General features: G+C 60.2%; 15 protein-coding genes and 1 pseudogene. 13 read left to right on the top strand and 3 right to left on the bottom strand.

Annotated elements, in window-relative coordinates:
* Positions 1-11: 11 nt before the first annotated feature.
* Complete coding sequence (locus P353_RS04970; RefSeq protein WP_080750446.1) at positions 12-827, top strand: 3-keto-5-aminohexanoate cleavage protein; 816 nt, start codon at positions 12-14, stop codon at positions 825-827.
* Positions 828-835: 8 nt separating this feature from the next.
* Here the strand turns inward: P353_RS04970 and P353_RS04975 are convergent, their stop codons facing one another.
* On the bottom strand, positions 836-1,522 hold the full coding sequence (locus tag P353_RS04975) for a GntR family transcriptional regulator (protein ID WP_034366160.1): 687 nt from the start codon (positions 1,520-1,522) through the stop codon (positions 836-838).
* A 6-nt stretch (positions 1,523-1,528) separates the two neighbouring features.
* Positions 1,529-3,286, bottom strand: a complete 1,758-nt coding sequence (locus P353_RS04980; protein WP_034366163.1) for an IlvD/Edd family dehydratase — start codon at positions 3,284-3,286, stop codon at positions 1,529-1,531.
* 111 nt (positions 3,287-3,397) lie between these two features.
* Here P353_RS04980 and P353_RS04985 point away from each other — a divergent pair, with 111 nt between their 5' ends.
* From P353_RS04985 to P353_RS05035, 12 genes and pseudogenes are all read left to right on the top strand, one after another.
* Positions 3,398-4,411: a tripartite tricarboxylate transporter substrate binding protein gene (locus P353_RS04985; protein ID WP_034366166.1), complete on the top strand. Its 1,014-nt coding sequence runs from the start codon at positions 3,398-3,400 to the stop codon at positions 4,409-4,411.
* Positions 4,412-4,464: 53 nt separating this feature from the next.
* A pseudogene (locus P353_RS29805) lies at positions 4,465-4,602 on the top strand (helix-turn-helix domain-containing protein); the annotation flags it as partial.
* Positions 4,603-4,689: 87 nt separating this feature from the next.
* A complete protein-coding gene (locus P353_RS04990; RefSeq protein WP_232776279.1) occupies positions 4,690-5,382 on the top strand; it encodes a LysR substrate-binding domain-containing protein in 693 nt (230 codons plus the stop codon).
* A 175-nt stretch (positions 5,383-5,557) separates the two neighbouring features.
* On the top strand, positions 5,558-6,502 hold the full coding sequence (gene rpoH / locus P353_RS04995; protein ID WP_034366171.1) for an RNA polymerase sigma factor RpoH: 945 nt from the start codon (positions 5,558-5,560) through the stop codon (positions 6,500-6,502).
* Positions 6,503-6,644: 142 nt separating this feature from the next.
* Complete coding sequence (locus tag P353_RS05000) at positions 6,645-7,643, top strand: Bug family tripartite tricarboxylate transporter substrate binding protein (RefSeq protein ID WP_034366174.1); 999 nt, start codon at positions 6,645-6,647, stop codon at positions 7,641-7,643.
* Positions 7,644-7,893: 250 nt separating this feature from the next.
* Positions 7,894-8,637 (top strand): sterol desaturase family protein, encoded by a 744-nt coding sequence (locus P353_RS05005; protein WP_034366176.1) that lies wholly within the window; start codon positions 7,894-7,896, stop codon positions 8,635-8,637.
* The gene (locus P353_RS05010; RefSeq protein ID WP_034366179.1) at positions 8,638-9,570 is read left to right on the top strand and encodes a fatty acid desaturase; all 933 of its coding nucleotides are present in this window, start codon (positions 8,638-8,640) and stop codon (positions 9,568-9,570) included.
* Between the two features lie 17 nt (positions 9,571-9,587).
* Entirely contained in the window at positions 9,588-11,522 is a 1,935-nt protein-coding gene (locus P353_RS05015) for a StlD/DarB family beta-ketosynthase (RefSeq protein ID WP_034366182.1), read from the top strand.
* Between the two features lie 31 nt (positions 11,523-11,553).
* Positions 11,554-12,492, top strand: coding sequence for a DUF6999 family protein (locus tag P353_RS05020; RefSeq protein WP_034366185.1), 939 nt, complete (start codon positions 11,554-11,556; stop codon positions 12,490-12,492).
* Between the two features lie 3 nt (positions 12,493-12,495).
* Positions 12,496-13,137, top strand: coding sequence for a DMP19 family protein (locus P353_RS05025; protein ID WP_034366188.1), 642 nt, complete (start codon positions 12,496-12,498; stop codon positions 13,135-13,137).
* Positions 13,134-13,724: an immunity 22 family protein gene (locus P353_RS05030; RefSeq protein WP_034366190.1), complete on the top strand. Its 591-nt coding sequence runs from the start codon at positions 13,134-13,136 to the stop codon at positions 13,722-13,724. Before P353_RS05025 ends, P353_RS05030 begins: the two co-directional genes overlap by 4 nt.
* A 29-nt stretch (positions 13,725-13,753) precedes the next feature.
* A complete protein-coding gene (locus P353_RS05035) occupies positions 13,754-14,917 on the top strand; it encodes a hypothetical protein (RefSeq protein WP_034366192.1) in 1,164 nt (387 codons plus the stop codon).
* Positions 14,918-14,935: 18 nt separating this feature from the next.
* On the opposite strand, the gene P353_RS05040 is transcribed toward P353_RS05035, so the two are convergent.
* Complete coding sequence (locus P353_RS05040; RefSeq protein ID WP_034366196.1) at positions 14,936-16,711, bottom strand: putative bifunctional diguanylate cyclase/phosphodiesterase; 1,776 nt, start codon at positions 16,709-16,711, stop codon at positions 14,936-14,938.
* Between the last annotated feature and the right edge of the window lie 175 nt (positions 16,712-16,886).

Here is a 16,886-nt window from a genome sequence, read left to right on the forward strand (position 1 = left end):
AGGAACGCATGATGAATACACCTCTGATCATCACCGTTGCCCCCAACGGAGCCTACAAGACCAGGGAGCAGCACCCTGAGGTTCCATTGACTGCTGCCGATCTGGCAAAGACCGCCAAGGAATGCCTGGACTCCGGGGCGTCCATGATTCATATGCATGTACGCAAGCCTGACGGCAAGCATTTGCTCGATGCCCACGCCTATATTGAAGCCACTGCTGCTGTGCGCAAAGCGGTGGGCCAGGAGCTGGTGGTTCAGGTCACCACTGAAGCGGCTCAGGTCTACCAGCCCTACGAGCAGATGCGGGTCGCACGGGAAACGGCGCCAGAAGCGATCTCTGTCGGCTTGCGCGAAATACTCAAACCTGAAGTTCCCGAGGCGGATATCCGCTCCTTCTTCACATGGCTCAAGCAGAGCAATGTGATGACCCAGGTCATCCTGTATGACGTGGCGGACGTGCAGGCCTGGCAGCGCCTGCTTGCAAGCGAGGTCATTCCGCAAAACAAATGGTCTCTGCTGTTTGTGCTGGGTCGCTACTCGGCGGGCCAGACCTCTTCACCCATCGATCTGCTGCCGTTCCTGAATGCCCATGACGATGTCTATCCATGGGCGATGTGCGCCTTCGGCCCTCAGGAAAATGCATGCGCGATGGCTGCGGCAAGCCTGGGAGGCCATGCGCGCGTCGGCTTCGAGAACAACCTGTTTCTGAAAAGCGGCGAGCCCGCAGCAAGCAATGCCGCCTTGGTCGCCCAGGTTTGCCAGGGGGCCGCCGCACTGGGCCGCCCGCTGGCCACGGCTCACGATATTCGAAGCCTGTTCCTGAACTGATCAGCACTTCAAGGCAGCAGAGCCTCTTGGGTCTTCAAGTAGTGATCTCTTGGAGGCACCAGATGCTCTGCCGTCAGGCGGATCAGGCGCTCCCGCGATCCCTCTCCCTGCCCCAAGACTGCCAGCAACTCGTGATGCTCCTTTTGGGATTGCAGCTGACGCTCTCTGGACATCAGCGTTCCAAATCGAATCGCATGCGTTTGGCGCGCGAAGTCTTCGATGGATTGCGACAAGAAAACATTGCCGCATTGAGCAAACAAAAGCCGATGAAACTCCTGGTTGGTCCGAAAAATGCCGCGCGGGTCCTGTTGCTGGATGGCTGCGTCATGCCCGGCCTGAATGCGCCTGAGCTGCTCCAGGGCGTCACGATGCAGAGGCAGCGCAATTCTGCGCATCGCCTCCAGCTCGAGCAGTTCTCTCATTTCGTAGAGATGAATGACTTCCTCCCTGCTGAAAGCCCTCACCATGGAACCAATGTTGCGCCTGCGCTCAAGCAGGCCAGCACTTTCCAGTTGAGCCAATGCGTCTCGCACCACATGTCGTTTGGCTGCGAACCTTTCCATCAGCTCATCTTCGACAAGACGCACTCTGGGAGCCAAGAGGCCCAGAACAATGTCTTCCTCCAATGTCGCGGCAATCACGGATGCACCGTCCTCGGATGGACGGCGCTCCTTGGCAAAAGCGCCCGTCGGCATATGAACTTAACTCCTTGGAATCGAACCCTTGCGCTGCGTCGCGGTCAAGAAATCAAAGTCTGCGCCACGATCAGCCTGCAAAACAGTTTTCTTGAACAGATGCGCGTAACCACGCTCTGCTACAGGAACTTGAACAGGCTTGGCATTCTGACGCATAGCCAGCTCTTCATCGCTGACCAGCCATTCAATACAGCGCTCGCGCACCGACAGGCGAATTCGGTCTCCGGTTTGCACCCAGGCCAATGGTCCGCCAATCGCCGCCTCTGGCGTCACATGCAGGACGATGGTGCCGAAAGCGGTGCCGCTCATACGGCCATCGGAGACGCGCACCATGTCTTTCACGCCTTGAGCGGCGAGTTTCTTGGGAATGGGCAGGTAACCCGCTTCCGGCATCGCCGCTGCTTTGGGGCCGATATTCTTGAGCACCAGCACATCCTCGGCCCGCACATCAAGCTCGGGCGAGTCGATACGCGCGGCCAGGTCCTCTGCATTCTCGAAGACAACGGCTCGGCCCTCATGCTCCATCAGCTCGGGGTTCGCTGCGGACTGCTTGATGATGGCGCCTCCCGGAGCAAGATTGCCGTGCAGCACGGCAATGCCTCCCTGTGGATACAAGGGGGCATCCAAAGTCTTGACCACATGCTGCTTGAAGCCGGGGCCGGCCGCCTCCAGCTCCTCGCCCAGGGTGCGCCCCGTCACGGTCAGAGCATCCAGATGCAGCAGGGGCTTGAGCTCTCGAAGCAGGGTGTGCATGCCGCCGGCTGCATGAAAGTCCTCCATGTAGTGGTCGCCGGAAGGCTTGAGATCGAGCAACACGGGAGTATTGCGGCTCATGACGTCCAAGGCCTTGAGATCGAGCTCGTAGCCCAGGCGACCCGCGATCGCGGCCAGATGCACGATGGCATTGGTCGAGCCTCCCATGGCCAGCAGCACGCGCATGGCGTTTTCGAAGGCAGCAGGCGTGAGAATCTTGTCAATGCTCAACCCTGTACGCGCCATGTGCACGGCCACCTCACCGGATCGCTCCGCAATGCGGATGCGGTCGGCAGTGACCGCTGGAGGGGTTGCACTGCCAGGAATGCCAATCCCCAGAGCCTCTGCAATGCAGGCCATCGTGCTGGCAGTGCCGGCCACCGAGCAGGTTCCGACACTGGCGACGAGTTGATTGTTGACGTCGGAAATTTCCTCCGCGTCAATTTCCTCGGCACGGAATCTGCCCCAGTAACGCCGGCAATCGGTGCAGGCCCCCACTCTTTCGCTTCGGTGCGATCCAGTGAGCATGGAGCCGGTCACCAGTTGAACCGCCGGCAGACCGACCGAAGCCGCGCCCATCAGCTGCGCCGGCACTGTCTTGTCACACCCCCCGATCAGCACGACCGCATCCATGGGCTGAGCTCGCAGCATCTCCTCCGTGTCCATGGACATGAGGTTGCGCAGATACATGCTGGTCGGCTGCGAAAAGCTCTCGTGCAGCGAGATGGTCGGGAAGTCCATGGGCAGGCCACCTGCCATCAGGATGCCGCGCTTCACTGCCTCGATCAATTGCGGCATGTTTCCGTGACAAGGGTTGTAGGAGCTGCCTGTGTTCGTGATACCGATCACAGGTCTGTCCAGAGCCTTGTCGGTATAGCCCGCCCCTTTGATGAAGGCCTTGCGCAAAAAAAGAGAGAAGCCGCGATCACCGTAGTTGGTGAGTCCTTTGGAAATTCCGCTCGAAGCGGCTTCCGGATGAATCGTGGCTTGCTGGTCTGGCTTGTTCGTCATGGGAGGGTTAACCATTGTTGATGCACTGATTATTAATAATATTATTGATTAAAAGAAAAATCGAGCGCTCAAACAAGAAAGCGCATACCTGAAAACCCTAAAGGAGACTTCATGAAACCCACACAACTCGCCAATCCGGGCATGCGCTGCCGCAAGCTCCTTAGCCTGGTTGCAACAGTCCTCGCTGCATCGGGCGCATCGGGAGCAGCCAGTGCACAAACTGATTACCCCAACAAGCCCGTGAGGCTTGTGGTTCCCTATGCTCCAGGCGGAGCGACAGATGTCATCGGCCGCGTTCTTGCCAAGCAGCTTTCAGACGCGCTTGGGCAGCAGTTCGTCGTCGACAATCGCGCCGGAGCTGGCGGTAGCCTTGGCGCAGGTCAAGTCGCCAAATCACCCGCCGATGGCTACACCCTGCTGATGGGGGCATTCACAAGCCACACCATCAATGCAGCGCTGACGCCTGCTGCGACTCCTTTTGACATCCACAAGAGCTTCTCTCACATCTCGGTCGTAGGCACCGTTCCGCTGGTATTTGTGGTCAACCCCAATGTTCAGGCGAAATCCGTCAAGGAACTGGTAGCCCTTGCCAAGGCCAGCCCCGGCAGCGTCACGTTTGCATCCGCAGGCAATGGCTCGCCTCAGCATCTCTCGATCGAGATGTTCAAGCGTCAGACACAGGTTGAAGTCGTTCATGTGCCCTACAAAGGCAGCGGACCCGCTCTTTCCGATCTGCTCGGCGGTCAGGTCAATGCAATGATTGACACCGTCCCTGCTGCACAAAGTCAGATCAAGGCAGGCAAGCTCCGGGCTCTGGCCACAACGACCAAAGAACGCGTTGCCTCGATTCCAGACATCGCTACTGTCGTGGAAGCTGGATTTCCAGACATGCAGGTCAGTTCCATGTTTGCACTCTCGGCTCCTGCAGGAACTCCAGGTGCAGTCATTCAGAAGATCAACTCCGCACTGAAAGTGATTCTGTCCAAGCAGGATGTCAAGGACTCCATGCTCGCCCAGGGCACTATTGCCACCTACAGCACGCCGGACGAGTCGGCCAAGATCATCAACGCCGAGTACGCCAAGTGGGCCAGATTGATCAAAGACAGCGACATCAAGGCTGAATAAGCGAAGATAGCGGAGCTTCAGGATGCTGCAGCTCCGCTACCTATACTGCGGTGGTGCAAGCCAACCTATCAACCAAAGACCTGAGAGCGGTAGTAGCCCTGAGCCAGACCAAGAGCTTCGGCCAGGCCGCCCTCCAGGTTCACCTCTCGCAGTCTGCGCTGTCGGCCTTGATTGCGCGTGTAGAAGCACAGATCGGTGCAAGACTGTTCGAGCGCACCACTCGCGCTGTCGAGCTGACCGATGCCGGCCATGTCTTTGTCGCCCATGCCCAGGATATCTTGCGCGATACGCAGCGCGCCTTGCGCGCCGTGACGGACACCGTCCAGCTCAGAACAGGCTCGGTGGCTGTTGCCGCACTTCCCTCTTTGGCCGCCTCGCTGCTGCCAAAGGTCTTTGCTGAATTCACGCGGATTCACCCTGGGGTACGCCTGTCCTTGCTTGATACTCTTTCAGGCCCTGCTTTTGATCTCGTTCGTGATGGCAAGGTCGACTTTGCACTCACTGCAGCCGACCCCAAGCAAGAAGACCTCGCATATGAGCAATTGACGGAGGACCAGTTCCTTCTGATCTGTCCTGATGACCACCCTCTATCCAAGCAGGCAGGTCCCGTCCCGATCGAGGCCACTCTGGACTATCCGCATGTCTCCATGCCCAGCTCTGCCAGCGTCCGCCAGTACATTGATACGGATCTGCTCTCAAAAGGGCTTTATTTCGCTCCTGTCTTTGAAGTTGACCACATTGCAACTATCGGAGCCTTGGTCAGTGCTGGTCTGGGCATCAGCGCACTGCCCGAAACGGCCGTATCGCTGTTACAAGCTGGCCGCCTTTCGCAGATTCCTTTGTCGCCCCCTGGCATTCAACGTCCCTTGGGCATAGTGATGCGCCGCCACGCACCTCGAAGCTCGGCGGCCAAGGAATTGGAGGCATTAATCAGAACTAGCCTGTACAACCTGGCCTCTCATTCCAGCTAGAGCGCTGCTCCAGATGCAGGGAAAAGGAGGGGCGATGGGAATGCGAAAAATTCTCCGCTGATCGATACGAGCCGCCTGCGCCGCCAAAAACCAACAAAAGCTGTGGGAACTTTGTCTTTAGCACTCTCTCTAACGGAGTGCTAATATGAAGATCATGGAAGAAAGGAAACCTGCAATGAAAACTGCCTCCGGCTCCATTGCTACTGCCTTGGCGCCCGCGAACCCCTGGGCGCTGGTACCTCCGCTGGGCAACCTGGATGCCTATATCTCGGCGGTCAATCGTATGCCAATGCTCACCCTTGAGGAAGAGCAGGACTACGCTCGCAAGCTCAAAGAACACAATGATCTGGACGCCGCCGGGCGTCTGGTGATGTCCCACCTGCGTCTGGTCGTCTCCATCTCGCGCCAGTACCTGGGTTATGGCCTGCCTCACGGCGACCTGATTCAGGAAGGCAATGTGGGCCTGATGAAGGCTGTCAAACGCTTCGACCCCGATCAGGGCGTGCGTCTGGTCAGCTACGCCATGCACTGGATCAAGGCGGAAATCCACGAATACATTCTGAAGAACTGGCGCATGGTCAAGGTCGCCACGACCAAGGCCCAGCGCAAGCTGTTCTTCAATCTGCGCTCGATGAAGCATGAGCTGAAGTCCGATGCCGCCATGGCGGACGAAGAGCTGGCCCTGCGCGAGACCCTGACCTCGAACGAAATTGACGCGGTCGCTGCCAAGCTCAACGTCAAGCGTGAGGAAGTCATCGAGATGGAAACCCGTCTGGCCGGTGGCGATGTGCTGCTGGATCCCTCTCCCAGTGATGACGGAGAACAAGCCTTCGGCCCCATCGCCTACCTGGCAGATGCCAGCCACGAGCCTACAGCCATGCTCGAATCGCGCCAGCGCGATCATCTGGCGACCGACGGTCTGGTCATGGCTCTGGAAGGCCTGGATGACCGCAGCCGCCGCATCGTTGAAGAGCGCTGGCTCAAGGTCAATGACGACGGCTCCGGCGGCATGACGCTGCATGAGCTGGCTGCCGAATATGGAGTGAGCGCCGAGCGCATTCGCCAGATTGAAGTAGCCGCCATGAAAAAGATGAAAAAAGCGCTGGCCGAGTTTGCGTAAACGCCAGCTTGCGCACCAAGGCCTTAAAAGGCTGAAATGCTGAACCTCAAACCCGGATAATTTCCGGGTTTTTTATTTTTCGGAATCGATGCATGTTTTCATGCACAGCGATCACCCCTCAAAAATTCAAAAGAGACCTGCCATGCCTATTCACACTTCGCGCATCTTGAAGAACCTGTCCCGCCGCAGCCTGGCTGCAGCAGGAGTCGCCATCGTGGTGACAGCAATGGCTCCGGCCGTCCTGGCAGCCGACAACTGGCCCGACAAGCCCCTGCACCTGATCGTGGGCTTCCCCGCAGGCTCTTCGCCTGACCTGACAGCCCGCGCATTGGCCGAGCCATTGGAGAAGAAGCTGGGTCAGACCATCATCGTGGAAAACCGCGTGGGTGCTGGCGGCAATATCGCCGGCGAATATGTCGCCAAGGCTGATGGCTACACCTTCAGCGTGATGATCAACGGCAATATGACCATTGCCAAGATGCTCAACCCTGCCGTGCGCTATGACCCCATCAAGGACCTGCAGCCCGTGAGCCTGATCGGCGTGGCTCCTCTGGTGCTGGTGGCCCCTGCGTCGGCCCCACAAGGCAAGGCCTTTATGGAAGCGGCCGCCAAGGCTGGCGACAAATGGAGCTATGGCTCGCCCGGTGTCGGTACCGTGGGCCATCTGGGCATGGAACTGCTCAAGAGTCGCTCGGCAATCAAGGCCGTGCATGTGCCCTATACCGGCTACCCCCAAGTGTTCAACGGCATTCAGGGCGGCGACTTGAAGCTGTCCATGCTCCCTCCGGCACTGGCAATGGCACAGATTCAGGCCGGCAAGTTGCACGGCATCGGAGTGACCTCTGCAGCACGCAGCCCGCTGGCTCCCGGCCTTCCCAGCCTCAAAGAGCTCGGCGTCAACAACTTTGATCTGGAAATCTGGAACGCCGTGGCTGCGCCCAGGTCCATGCCCAAGGCCCATGTGGACAAGCTGGCGGCCGCCGTCAGCGAGATCGTGCGTACGCCCGAGATGCGCCAGAAGCTGTCCATGCAAGGCTGGCAAGCCGTCGGCAGCTCGCCCGAAGGCCTGAGCAACCGCATCCAGCAGGATGTGAAGGCGCTGGGCACCATCATTCGCGAGCAGGGCATCACCGCGCAGTAAACACTCCCCCTGAGCCGCCTTGCGGCTCCCACCCGAGGGTGGACGACAGCCTCGCTGCACGGCAGCGCCTGCTCGCTGTCACGCACATGGCGTGCGCCAGTTTTCCTCCATCCCACACGCTGAAGCTACTCCGGGTATCAACGAGCGCTACTGCGGCGTCCTTTATCATGCGCCCGACAGGCATGGGTTTACGCTATGCCGTCGGGCGCATTGTTGCATCTAGGGCAGCGCCACCGCTTTTGGAGTCTTCATGGACGCTGGTACCTGGTTCACGCAGCTCAATGCCTGGCAAGTCATGGCATTGGGCCTGGTTTTTTTCGGGGGTATTTATCTGCTGGGCGGCCTGCTCATGGGCGCTCTGACGGCATCTCTTGCCCGCGCAGGTATTGGCAGGCCGCTGGATACACGTCCGCTCAAGCCCGACCAGTTGCAACGTGAATGGCGCCAGTCCTTTAATTCCATACTGATCTTCGGCATAGGCATGGTCGTTCCCTGGGGCTTTCTGCAACTGGGCTGGGCCCAGCTCTCGCCCACAGCCAGTGCTGGACGCATCGCTGTGGAGATCTTTGCGCTGCTGATCTGGAACGATGTGCACTTCTGGATCAACCACCGCCTGCTGCACACACGCCGCCTGGTGCGCTATCACGGTGATCATCATCGCTCCGTGGTGACCACGCCCTGGTCCACCTACAGTTTTCACCCCATCGAGGCGCTGATGCTGGGCAACATCATCTTGCTGCCCATGCTGGTGCATGACTTCTATTTCTGGTCGCTGGCCTCTGTGCCGGTGTTGAGCCTGATCCTGAACCTGATCGGCCACTCCAACTACGATTTTTTCCCCTCAGTCCCCGACTCCCATCCACTGGCCGCCAGCCGCCGTCACCATCTGCACCATGCGCGCCCGGCAGGCAACTATGGCTTTGCGCTGGCCTTCATGGACCAGCTCATGCGCACACGGGTCGCAGACAACACCCCCAAAAGCTCCAGTCACTGAATGAGCAGGCACCCAGGCCAGCGCCGGTATCCAGTCCTGCGCCACTGGCGGGACTGGCAATCCGTCTTCTACATGCTCCTGCTGCCGCTGCTCGTGTGGTGGCAATGGAGGCATGGCTTCAGCGTCATTCTCTACAGCATCGAGCTGTTTCTGACCTTGGGCGTAGGTGTGATTCACCACAACCACACCCATGTGCGCATGTGGTGGGGGCGCTGGACCAACCGCTTCACCGATTACTGGCTGACCCTGCTTCAGGGTCACCCCACCTTTGTGTTCTGGCCCGCCCATGTGGCCAATCACCATCGATTTCGCCATGGACCGCGCGATCTGGCACGCACCTACCGGCCTGAGTGGGGTGGCGATACCAATCATCTGTGGGGCTATCTGCTTCATCCGATTCAGGCGGCTTTCGTGCTGTATCCGCTGTTCTTTCGCTGGCTGAACAACCTGCGCCGTCGCTGGCCTGGAGCCTTTCGCTACTGCATGGGGCAATACGCGTTGTGGCTGGGCAGCTGGAGCTTTTTTCTCTGGCTGGACTGGCAAAAGGCGTTGATCTTCATCATCGTCCCCCAGCTGCACGGCCTGCACTGGCTGCTGGCCACCAACTATCTGCAGCATGCCCACGCCGATGGCCGACCACTGACCAGAGCACAGCGCAATACTCCGGGTATCGAGCTGAACTACGCGCGCAACTTTGAAGGCCTGGTCAACCCCCTGCTTTTTAATATTGGCCTGCACACCGCGCACCATGAATGCCCGCATGCCCACTGGTCCGAACTGAGCGGGCTGCATGAGCGCATTTACCGCCAACGGGTCACACCTGCATTGAACGAAGGTGGCCTGCTGCCTTATATGGGACGCGTGTTTGTATTGGGTCTGGTCTGGCCCGCGGCAAGAACCCAGCCGCAGATGCCGCCCGACGCTGTGAAGTAAAAACCTGTTGAGGATCTATGCCTGTTGCCTATTCGAACGTCTATCTGCAATCTGCCGGCATGTTTCTGCCCGGCGCCCCGGTGGACAACGCTGGCATGGATGCGTTTGTAGCACCGCTGAACCGCATCTCCGAGCGCATCAAGCGCCGCATCCTGGCCGAAAACGGGATCCAGACCCGGCACTACGCCATCGATGGCGAAGGCCAGACCGTCTTCAGCAACGCCCGCATGGCGGCCGGCGCGATCGAGGAGACCCTGGCCCTGGCCGGCAAAAAGCTCTCCGATATCGGCTTTCTGTCCAGCGGCTCCTCGGGGGGGGACGCGCTGATGCCCGGCTTTGCCAGCATGATTCAGGGAGAGATGGCCGCTCCGCCCATGGAAACGCTGTCCGTGCATGGGGTCTGCGCCGCCAGTGTGGGTGCCATGCAGGCCGCTGCCATGGCCGTGGAAAGCGGCGCTCATGCGCTGGCCCTGTCGGTGGCCAGCGAAATGCCCTCGCGCCTTTTCAAGCGTTCGCGCTTTGCGGCCCAAGGCTATGACACTGACTTTGATGCCCACTTTCTGCGCTGGATGCTGTCCGACGGCGCGGGCGCCGTGCTGCTGGGCGGCCCCAAGGCCCTGCCTCAGGCCAACGGACTGCGCCTCAAGCTCAAGTGGACGCACCAGCGCAGCTTTGCCGGCGACTACCCCGTGTGCATGCAACTGGGCATGACGGCCGATCGCGGCAAAAGCCATCTGGACTTCCCTGCCTGGAGCGATGCCGAGGCCGCCGGCGCTCTGGCACTGCGCCAGGACATTCGCCTGCTTCCGCATCTGTTCGATGTCTGCATTCACGAATATGCAGCCCTGGCCCACCAGGGCTGGGTGCCCGCACGCGGCATAGACCACTTTCTCTGCCACTACTCGTCGGAGCGTTTCATCCCCGTTGTCGACGAACTGCTGGACAAGGCCCATCTCAGCATTCCGCGCGAGCGCTGGTGGAGCAATCTGGCATGGCGCGGCAACACGGGTGCAGCTTCCATCTTCATCATGCTGTCGGAGTTTCTGCAAAAGCAGGGCCAGAGCCTCAAAGCCGGCGACACCGTGCTTTGCTTCATCCCCGAGTCGGGCCGCTTTACCGCAGGCTACATGCTATGGGAAGTAGAGCTGGATGCGAATACCGAGCATGCGCCAGAGGCCAATTTCCCTCGGAAATCGGCACAGTCAGCGGCGCTGCCGAATGATGCTCTTCCCGATGTATCCACCATCGCCGCACCCCATGACCCGGCCGCTGCGCCATCGCAGCTGGCACCACTGCTGACCGAGCTGGCCAGCATCTGGCAGGACTACCGCAGCAATGTCTGGCGCACGCCCCTGCTCCAGCGCATGCGCACGCGCCAGTTGCAGATCACCGACTATCTGCGCTGGATGAGCCACTGGATTCCCCAGGTGCGCGAAGGCAGTCTGTGGATGCGCGAAGGCGCGGCCTCGCTGACCGGTGACTATGCCACGCTCGCCTCACTGATCGACCTGCATGCAGGCGAGGAGCAGAACGACTTCAAGATTCTGCACAGCGACTATCTGAAGGCTGGCGGCACCGAGACAGATATCAACCGCTTGCGCCGCAACCCTGGCGGCGAAGCGCTCAATGCCTATCTGCACAGCGTGGCTGCCACGCCCAACCCGATCGGCCTGCTGGGCGCCATCTACATCATCGAAGGCACGGGTCAGCGCATCGTTCCCAGCCTGCTGCCCCTGCTGCGCCAGAGCCTGTCGCTGCCGCCCGATGCCTTCCGCTTTCTCGAGTACCACGGCGCCAATGACGAGAACCACCTGGAGCGATGGCTGCTGGCCGTGCAGATGGCGCTGGAGCTGGACAGTGAAGGCACGGCCCAGCAGGCCATCCTGCAGACCGCACGCAACACGGCCGCCATGTACCTGATGCAGTTCCAACATGTGCTGGCCGAGCGATAACCAGAAACAGCAAGAAGCACCGGGAGGATTCATGAAGAACGAGTTCAACGACCATGTCTGGGACGAGCGCGACCCCAGCCCCTGGCTGGCGCTCTACCTCGACCAGAGCACGCCTTTGCCAGATGACGTCAAGGCCGCCTGGCTGCGCGACTGCAGCAGCAGCTCGCGCCAGTTCTTTCTGCCGGCCATGCGGCCGCTGGCGCGGCTGTCCATGATCATCATTCAGGCGCTGAAGATCTTTCTGCCCAAGCGCTGGTCGCACTCCATGCTGCTTCACCGCCTGCTGGCCTTCGGCATGAAGAAGTTTCTCTCGCCAGAGGCCAACTGGCTCATCATGCGCCACTTTCATCTGGGCTCCCAGGTACTGGCCTTCGTCGCCGCCAACGCCCCGACCAAGGTCAGCACCGCGCCATTGATGCCCATGGAAATCGACGATGTGAAGGACGAGCTGTTTCTCAAGCACGACCTCAACCTCTTCAACTTCGTGATTCGCCTGAACAAGGCACTGCGTGAGAACGGGCAGGAACTGGTGCCCGTGGCCGAGCCCGACTTCTCCATGATCCGCGAGCCCGATCTCAGGCTCGAAGACATGCCGCGCGGGCGCTTCAACGTCATCGACCTGCAAAGCGCCATCGAGCTGTACACGCCCATCTACCAGCTGCTGCTGACCGACAACGACTTCTGGCGCGCCAGCAACTCGCTGCAGCTCGACGAAACCGTTGCCATCTACTGCGCCAAGATTCTGGCCTCGCCAGAGCATCTGGTGCTGCTCAACAACAAGCATCCCATGGTGCCGCTGTCCACCTTGTATGCAGCCTACCGGCTGGTGCTGCACGGCCTGTCCACCGAGATGCTGCACTCGCTGCTGATGCGCATGGCCAATGGCGAGCTGCCGATTCCGGCGCGCGAGCTGGCCAAGATGCACAAAGCCGCCGGTACGGTGATGGATCAGACCGCAGTGCAAGGCTGAGCCATGGACCCACACAGCAACCGCATCACAGGCGTTCGCATCGACGAGCAGACCATCTGGCTGGCACTCGCGGACGGACGTGAACTGGCCGAGCCCATCAAGCGGCATATCCGCCTCGAAAAAGCCACACCCGAGCAAAGACTGCACTGGGTTCTGAGCGACGAGGATCACGGTCTGAACTGGCCGGCGCTGTGGCAGCCCTCTCCTGCGGGCATGGTCAGCGTCTGGGACCTGGATCAGGACAGCCTCTACCGTCAGGCCATGGGCGCGCTGCACGCCGTCCAATGGGACGTCACCCGCATATCCCCGATCCAGCATGAGCTGGTGGCTCTGTGGCGCATGGAAGCCGACATCAACAACGGCGGCTTTCTGCAGTTTCTGGGCAACTGGGGAGTGGAGAACCATCAGCTCACACTGCAGGCTCTGCAGGCCATAGGCGCTCCCGTCACGCAGCAATGTCTGCAAGACATGTTTGCGGTGCTCAGGCGCTTTGAAGACATGCCAGAAAATGTGGACTTCTCCGATCTGCCTGCGCTGCTGACGGACGCCGAACATGAGCAGTTGCAGGAACTGGAAGAAGCCTTCTGGGACTACCCGGAGCCTTTGAACAAGCTCGTGGTCATGCACTACGGAGCCGCCCAATGAAGTCTGACAATAAATCCGGCAAGACCTATTCGCTGGCATTTCGCAAAGCCCTGGTGGACGCAGCGCTCAATCGCACACCCGGTGGCGGGTTTCCGGAGCTGGAAAAGCGCCACCATCTCAAGCCCGGAACCTTGTTCGACTGGGTCGAGGAGCTGGGTCCGACACCACCGCCTGCGCCTTTTTCTGCACTGCATTTCTGGATAGGAAATACGCCATTGGGCGAGCCGGAATTTGCCCGCCACTTTGAACATGCAGACAGTTACTGGGAGCTGGAAGTCGAAGACATTGAAAGCAGCAAGCAAGATGTCACGGGCTGCGGCTTCTGCCAGGATCTGGGCAGGCAATTCCTGTTCGACGAAGACCTGCTGCTGATGATCTGGCTGCCCGAGCCTGTCCCTGTCTCTGCCTTGGTGAGCCACAGCACTCTGGACTCCGACACATCGCTCGCGCTCATCGTGCAGGCCTGTGAAACTCAGGGCATTCACACAGCCAACGCCATGTTTGTCTATGCCGACCCCACCGAGCCGATCACCGATCCGGACAAGCTCTACAACGGACTGAGCTACATCGGGCTTTTTGACGACTGACGCAGCTCCGGCGTTTTTCCATTTTCTTCATGCAAGACTTCATTGCCCAGATTTCGCAGCAATGGCTGCAGCTGCCCGATTGCCAGGCCGAACACAAGGACGCAGCCAGAACACGCATTACCAGCAGCGAGGCAGCCGGCTGCATGGATGTTGAATTCTTTGTGCACCACGGTGGCAACGGCGCTTTCTCGGCCACCAGGTATGAGGAGGCCATGCAGTTGGGTGCGGAGCATCGGCTTCATGCCTGGATCACGCTGCGCAATGCGGCCGGTGAAGTCATACACCATGAAGTCAGCTGCAACCCCGGGCGCTTTGCACAGCTGCTGCATGAATGGCGTACAGCGCCTGGTGCAGCACCGGAACAAGTCACCATCCAGGCCATGGCTTGCAGTCCATCTACCGATGAGACTGAAGCCTGCGTCCCTTCGATAGATCAGGACCTGAACCTCGGCCTGCTGGACAAGCTCGCGGATGCTCAGCAGGCGCTTGAACGGCTCAAGGCCGATGTGGCCGCTGTCGACCTCATGCGCCTGCTTCAATCCTGGCCACGCGATGATCGCGGACGACCTGCAGCGCGCACCACCGCCATACTCGCGGCCTATGGCCCAGCCACACGCAAGCGCCAGCCCTGCCTGATGGTTCGATCGGTCATGCGGTCAAAGATGCCGGGATGGCAATTGCTTGTGTCGTCCGAGTTTCTCTACAACTGTCGCCATCAATGGAGCGATGCCCGCTGGCTGTGGTCGCCAGCAGAGCCCCCCAAGGAATTGGCTCTGGAGCGCAAGGCACGCAATCTGATGGCACAAGGCAAGGTCAGCGAGGCCTGCGCACTGTATGGCATCGAGCTTCACGAACGCGTGCGAAGACTTGCCGCAGGTCAGTCATTCCAGCGCTTCTCGCCCGCGCCAGAGCCCTGGGTGCAAGAGCTGCGAGATGCTCTTCTGCAACTGGCTCCGTGGCGTCTCACAGCAGGCCTGCAACGCATACAGGAGCACCTGATTCAGGCCAACCGCAAGCCGCCCAAGCCCTGCAGCTGGGAGCGCAAGCTGTTCTGGTTCTCGGGCCAGCGCCAACAGGCGCGTTGGGGCCCCGGAGTGCGCTTCGGCGAGGATGGCAAACCGGTGCTGGACCTGATCGTCACCGCATCCAACGAGCATTTTCCCGAGCCTGACTGGAAGCAGCAGCCACGCTAATCCCGTCAGTCAATATCATCAAGCCACTGCCAGCCAGTCCCGTACCTGCTCGGCGGGCATGGCACGCGAATGCAGCCAGCCCTGGAAAAACTCGCAGCCGATGTCGCGCAGAAGCTGCAGCTGATCGAGCTCTTCGACACCTTCGGCCACCACCTCCAGATCCAGCGCATGGGCCATATGCACAATGCCGCCCATCAGCCTGTCCCGACAAGGCGATGGAAACAGAAACTCCCGCCCCAGCTTGACGCGCTGCAGCGGCAGATATTGAAGATAGGCTAATGACGAATGGCCGGTGCCGAAATCATCCAGCGCAATCGTCACTCCCAGCTGCGCCAGCCCCTGCAGCACTTCGCTGCCCTGAGCGGGATTGATCATGGCCTGGGATTCGGTCACCTCCAGCTCCAGCCATTGCGGCGGTACCTGATAGCGCTGCAGACAGCTGCTGACTTGCTCGACCAGATTCACCTGCCGCAGTTGATAGGCAGAAAGATTGACCGCAACCCGCAGCGGCGTACCGGCCTTGAGCCACAAAGCGATCTGCTTGCAGGCTGCGTCGAGCACATAGTTGCCCAGAGCCACGATCTGGCCCGAGGCCTCGGCCACCGGAATAAAGCGCGCCGGACTGACATTGCCCAGCAAGGGATCATGCCAGCGCAGCAAGGCCTCCACAGCCACCACTGCGGCGCTCTCGACCTTGACCTGAGGCTGGTAGTGCAGTTGCAAGCCACCATAGCTGAGCGCCATGCGCAAGCGCTCGGCCAGTTGCACGCGTTCGGCCATTTCCTTGCCCATGGCGGGTTCGAAAAACACCGCATGGCCGCGCCCCTGGCCCTTGGCGCTGTACATGGCCATATCGGCGAAACGCATCAGGTCGTCACCCGTCTGCGCATCGTCGGGATAAAAGGCAATGCCCACGCTGGCACCAAAATCCAGCGCCAGCCCGTCATGCTTGAAGGGGATGGAGAGCGCAGCCAGTATCTGCTCGCTCCAGAAGCGGGCTCGGGCCGCATTCTCACCCACCAGCAGCACCATGAATTCGTCGCCACCCAGGCGTGCCAGCACGCCCTCGCTGCGCAGCTGGGACTTCAGCCGCCTGGCGACCTCCCGCAGCAGTTGATCGCCTGCCGCATGGCCGTAGCCGTCATTGATGGCCTTGAAGTTGTCCAGATCAAGTTGCAGCAGGGCCAGTGCTTCGCCGTCGGCCTGCGCCAGCTTGAGCTGCTCCTGCAACTCCTGGCCGAATTGCCAGCGATTATTGAGGCCGGTCAAGGTGTCCTTGGTGGCCTGGAACTTCAGGCGCTGCTGCATCTGATGCAGCTCCGTCACATCGCGCACAAAGGCTATGGCCAGACCTTTGTCGTCATCGCCAAAATAGCCAAGAGCAATGTCCACCGGCACGGCATTGCCCTGCTTGCGCTGCAGCCACAGCACGCCGCCAAGCCCCATGGGCCGGCGCGATGGCTGGGCAAAGTAGCTGCGCAGGTAATGGCCATGCCCGGCCTGAAACTCGGGCGGCAGCAGCATGTCCAGCGCCTGCCCTTCGAGCTCGCTTCGCCCGTAGCCTGAAATGGCCTGCATGGCGGCATTGGCCGTCACGATGTTCCCGTTGCGGTCCACGAGCAAAATGCCGTCCGGAGCGGCATCCAGCGCCTGCTGCTCACGCCGGCTCAGCATGGCAGAAAGACTCACGCCCTCCTGCCAGGCCGACATGGCCAGTCGCAACCGACGCTGGCAGTCCGCCAGCGCTGATTCAGACACCGGTTTGAGCATTGAAGAAAAAGGGCACTCGGCCATACACAGACTCCAGATATCCACTCTGGCGTCCCTGCGTGCAGCCACTCCCTATGCTGCATCAACGGCCTGCATGCCCAACTCTAGGAAGCTGGATTGAGCCTTGCCAAGTGTTTGAAGTCGCTCACTATGCGCGCGACATTGCACGCTCTCATTGCGCTACATCAAACACCAACAT

Source organism: Comamonas testosteroni, assembly GCF_000761245.1.
Lineage (GTDB): Bacteria > Pseudomonadota > Gammaproteobacteria > Burkholderiales > Burkholderiaceae_C > Comamonas > Comamonas testosteroni_C.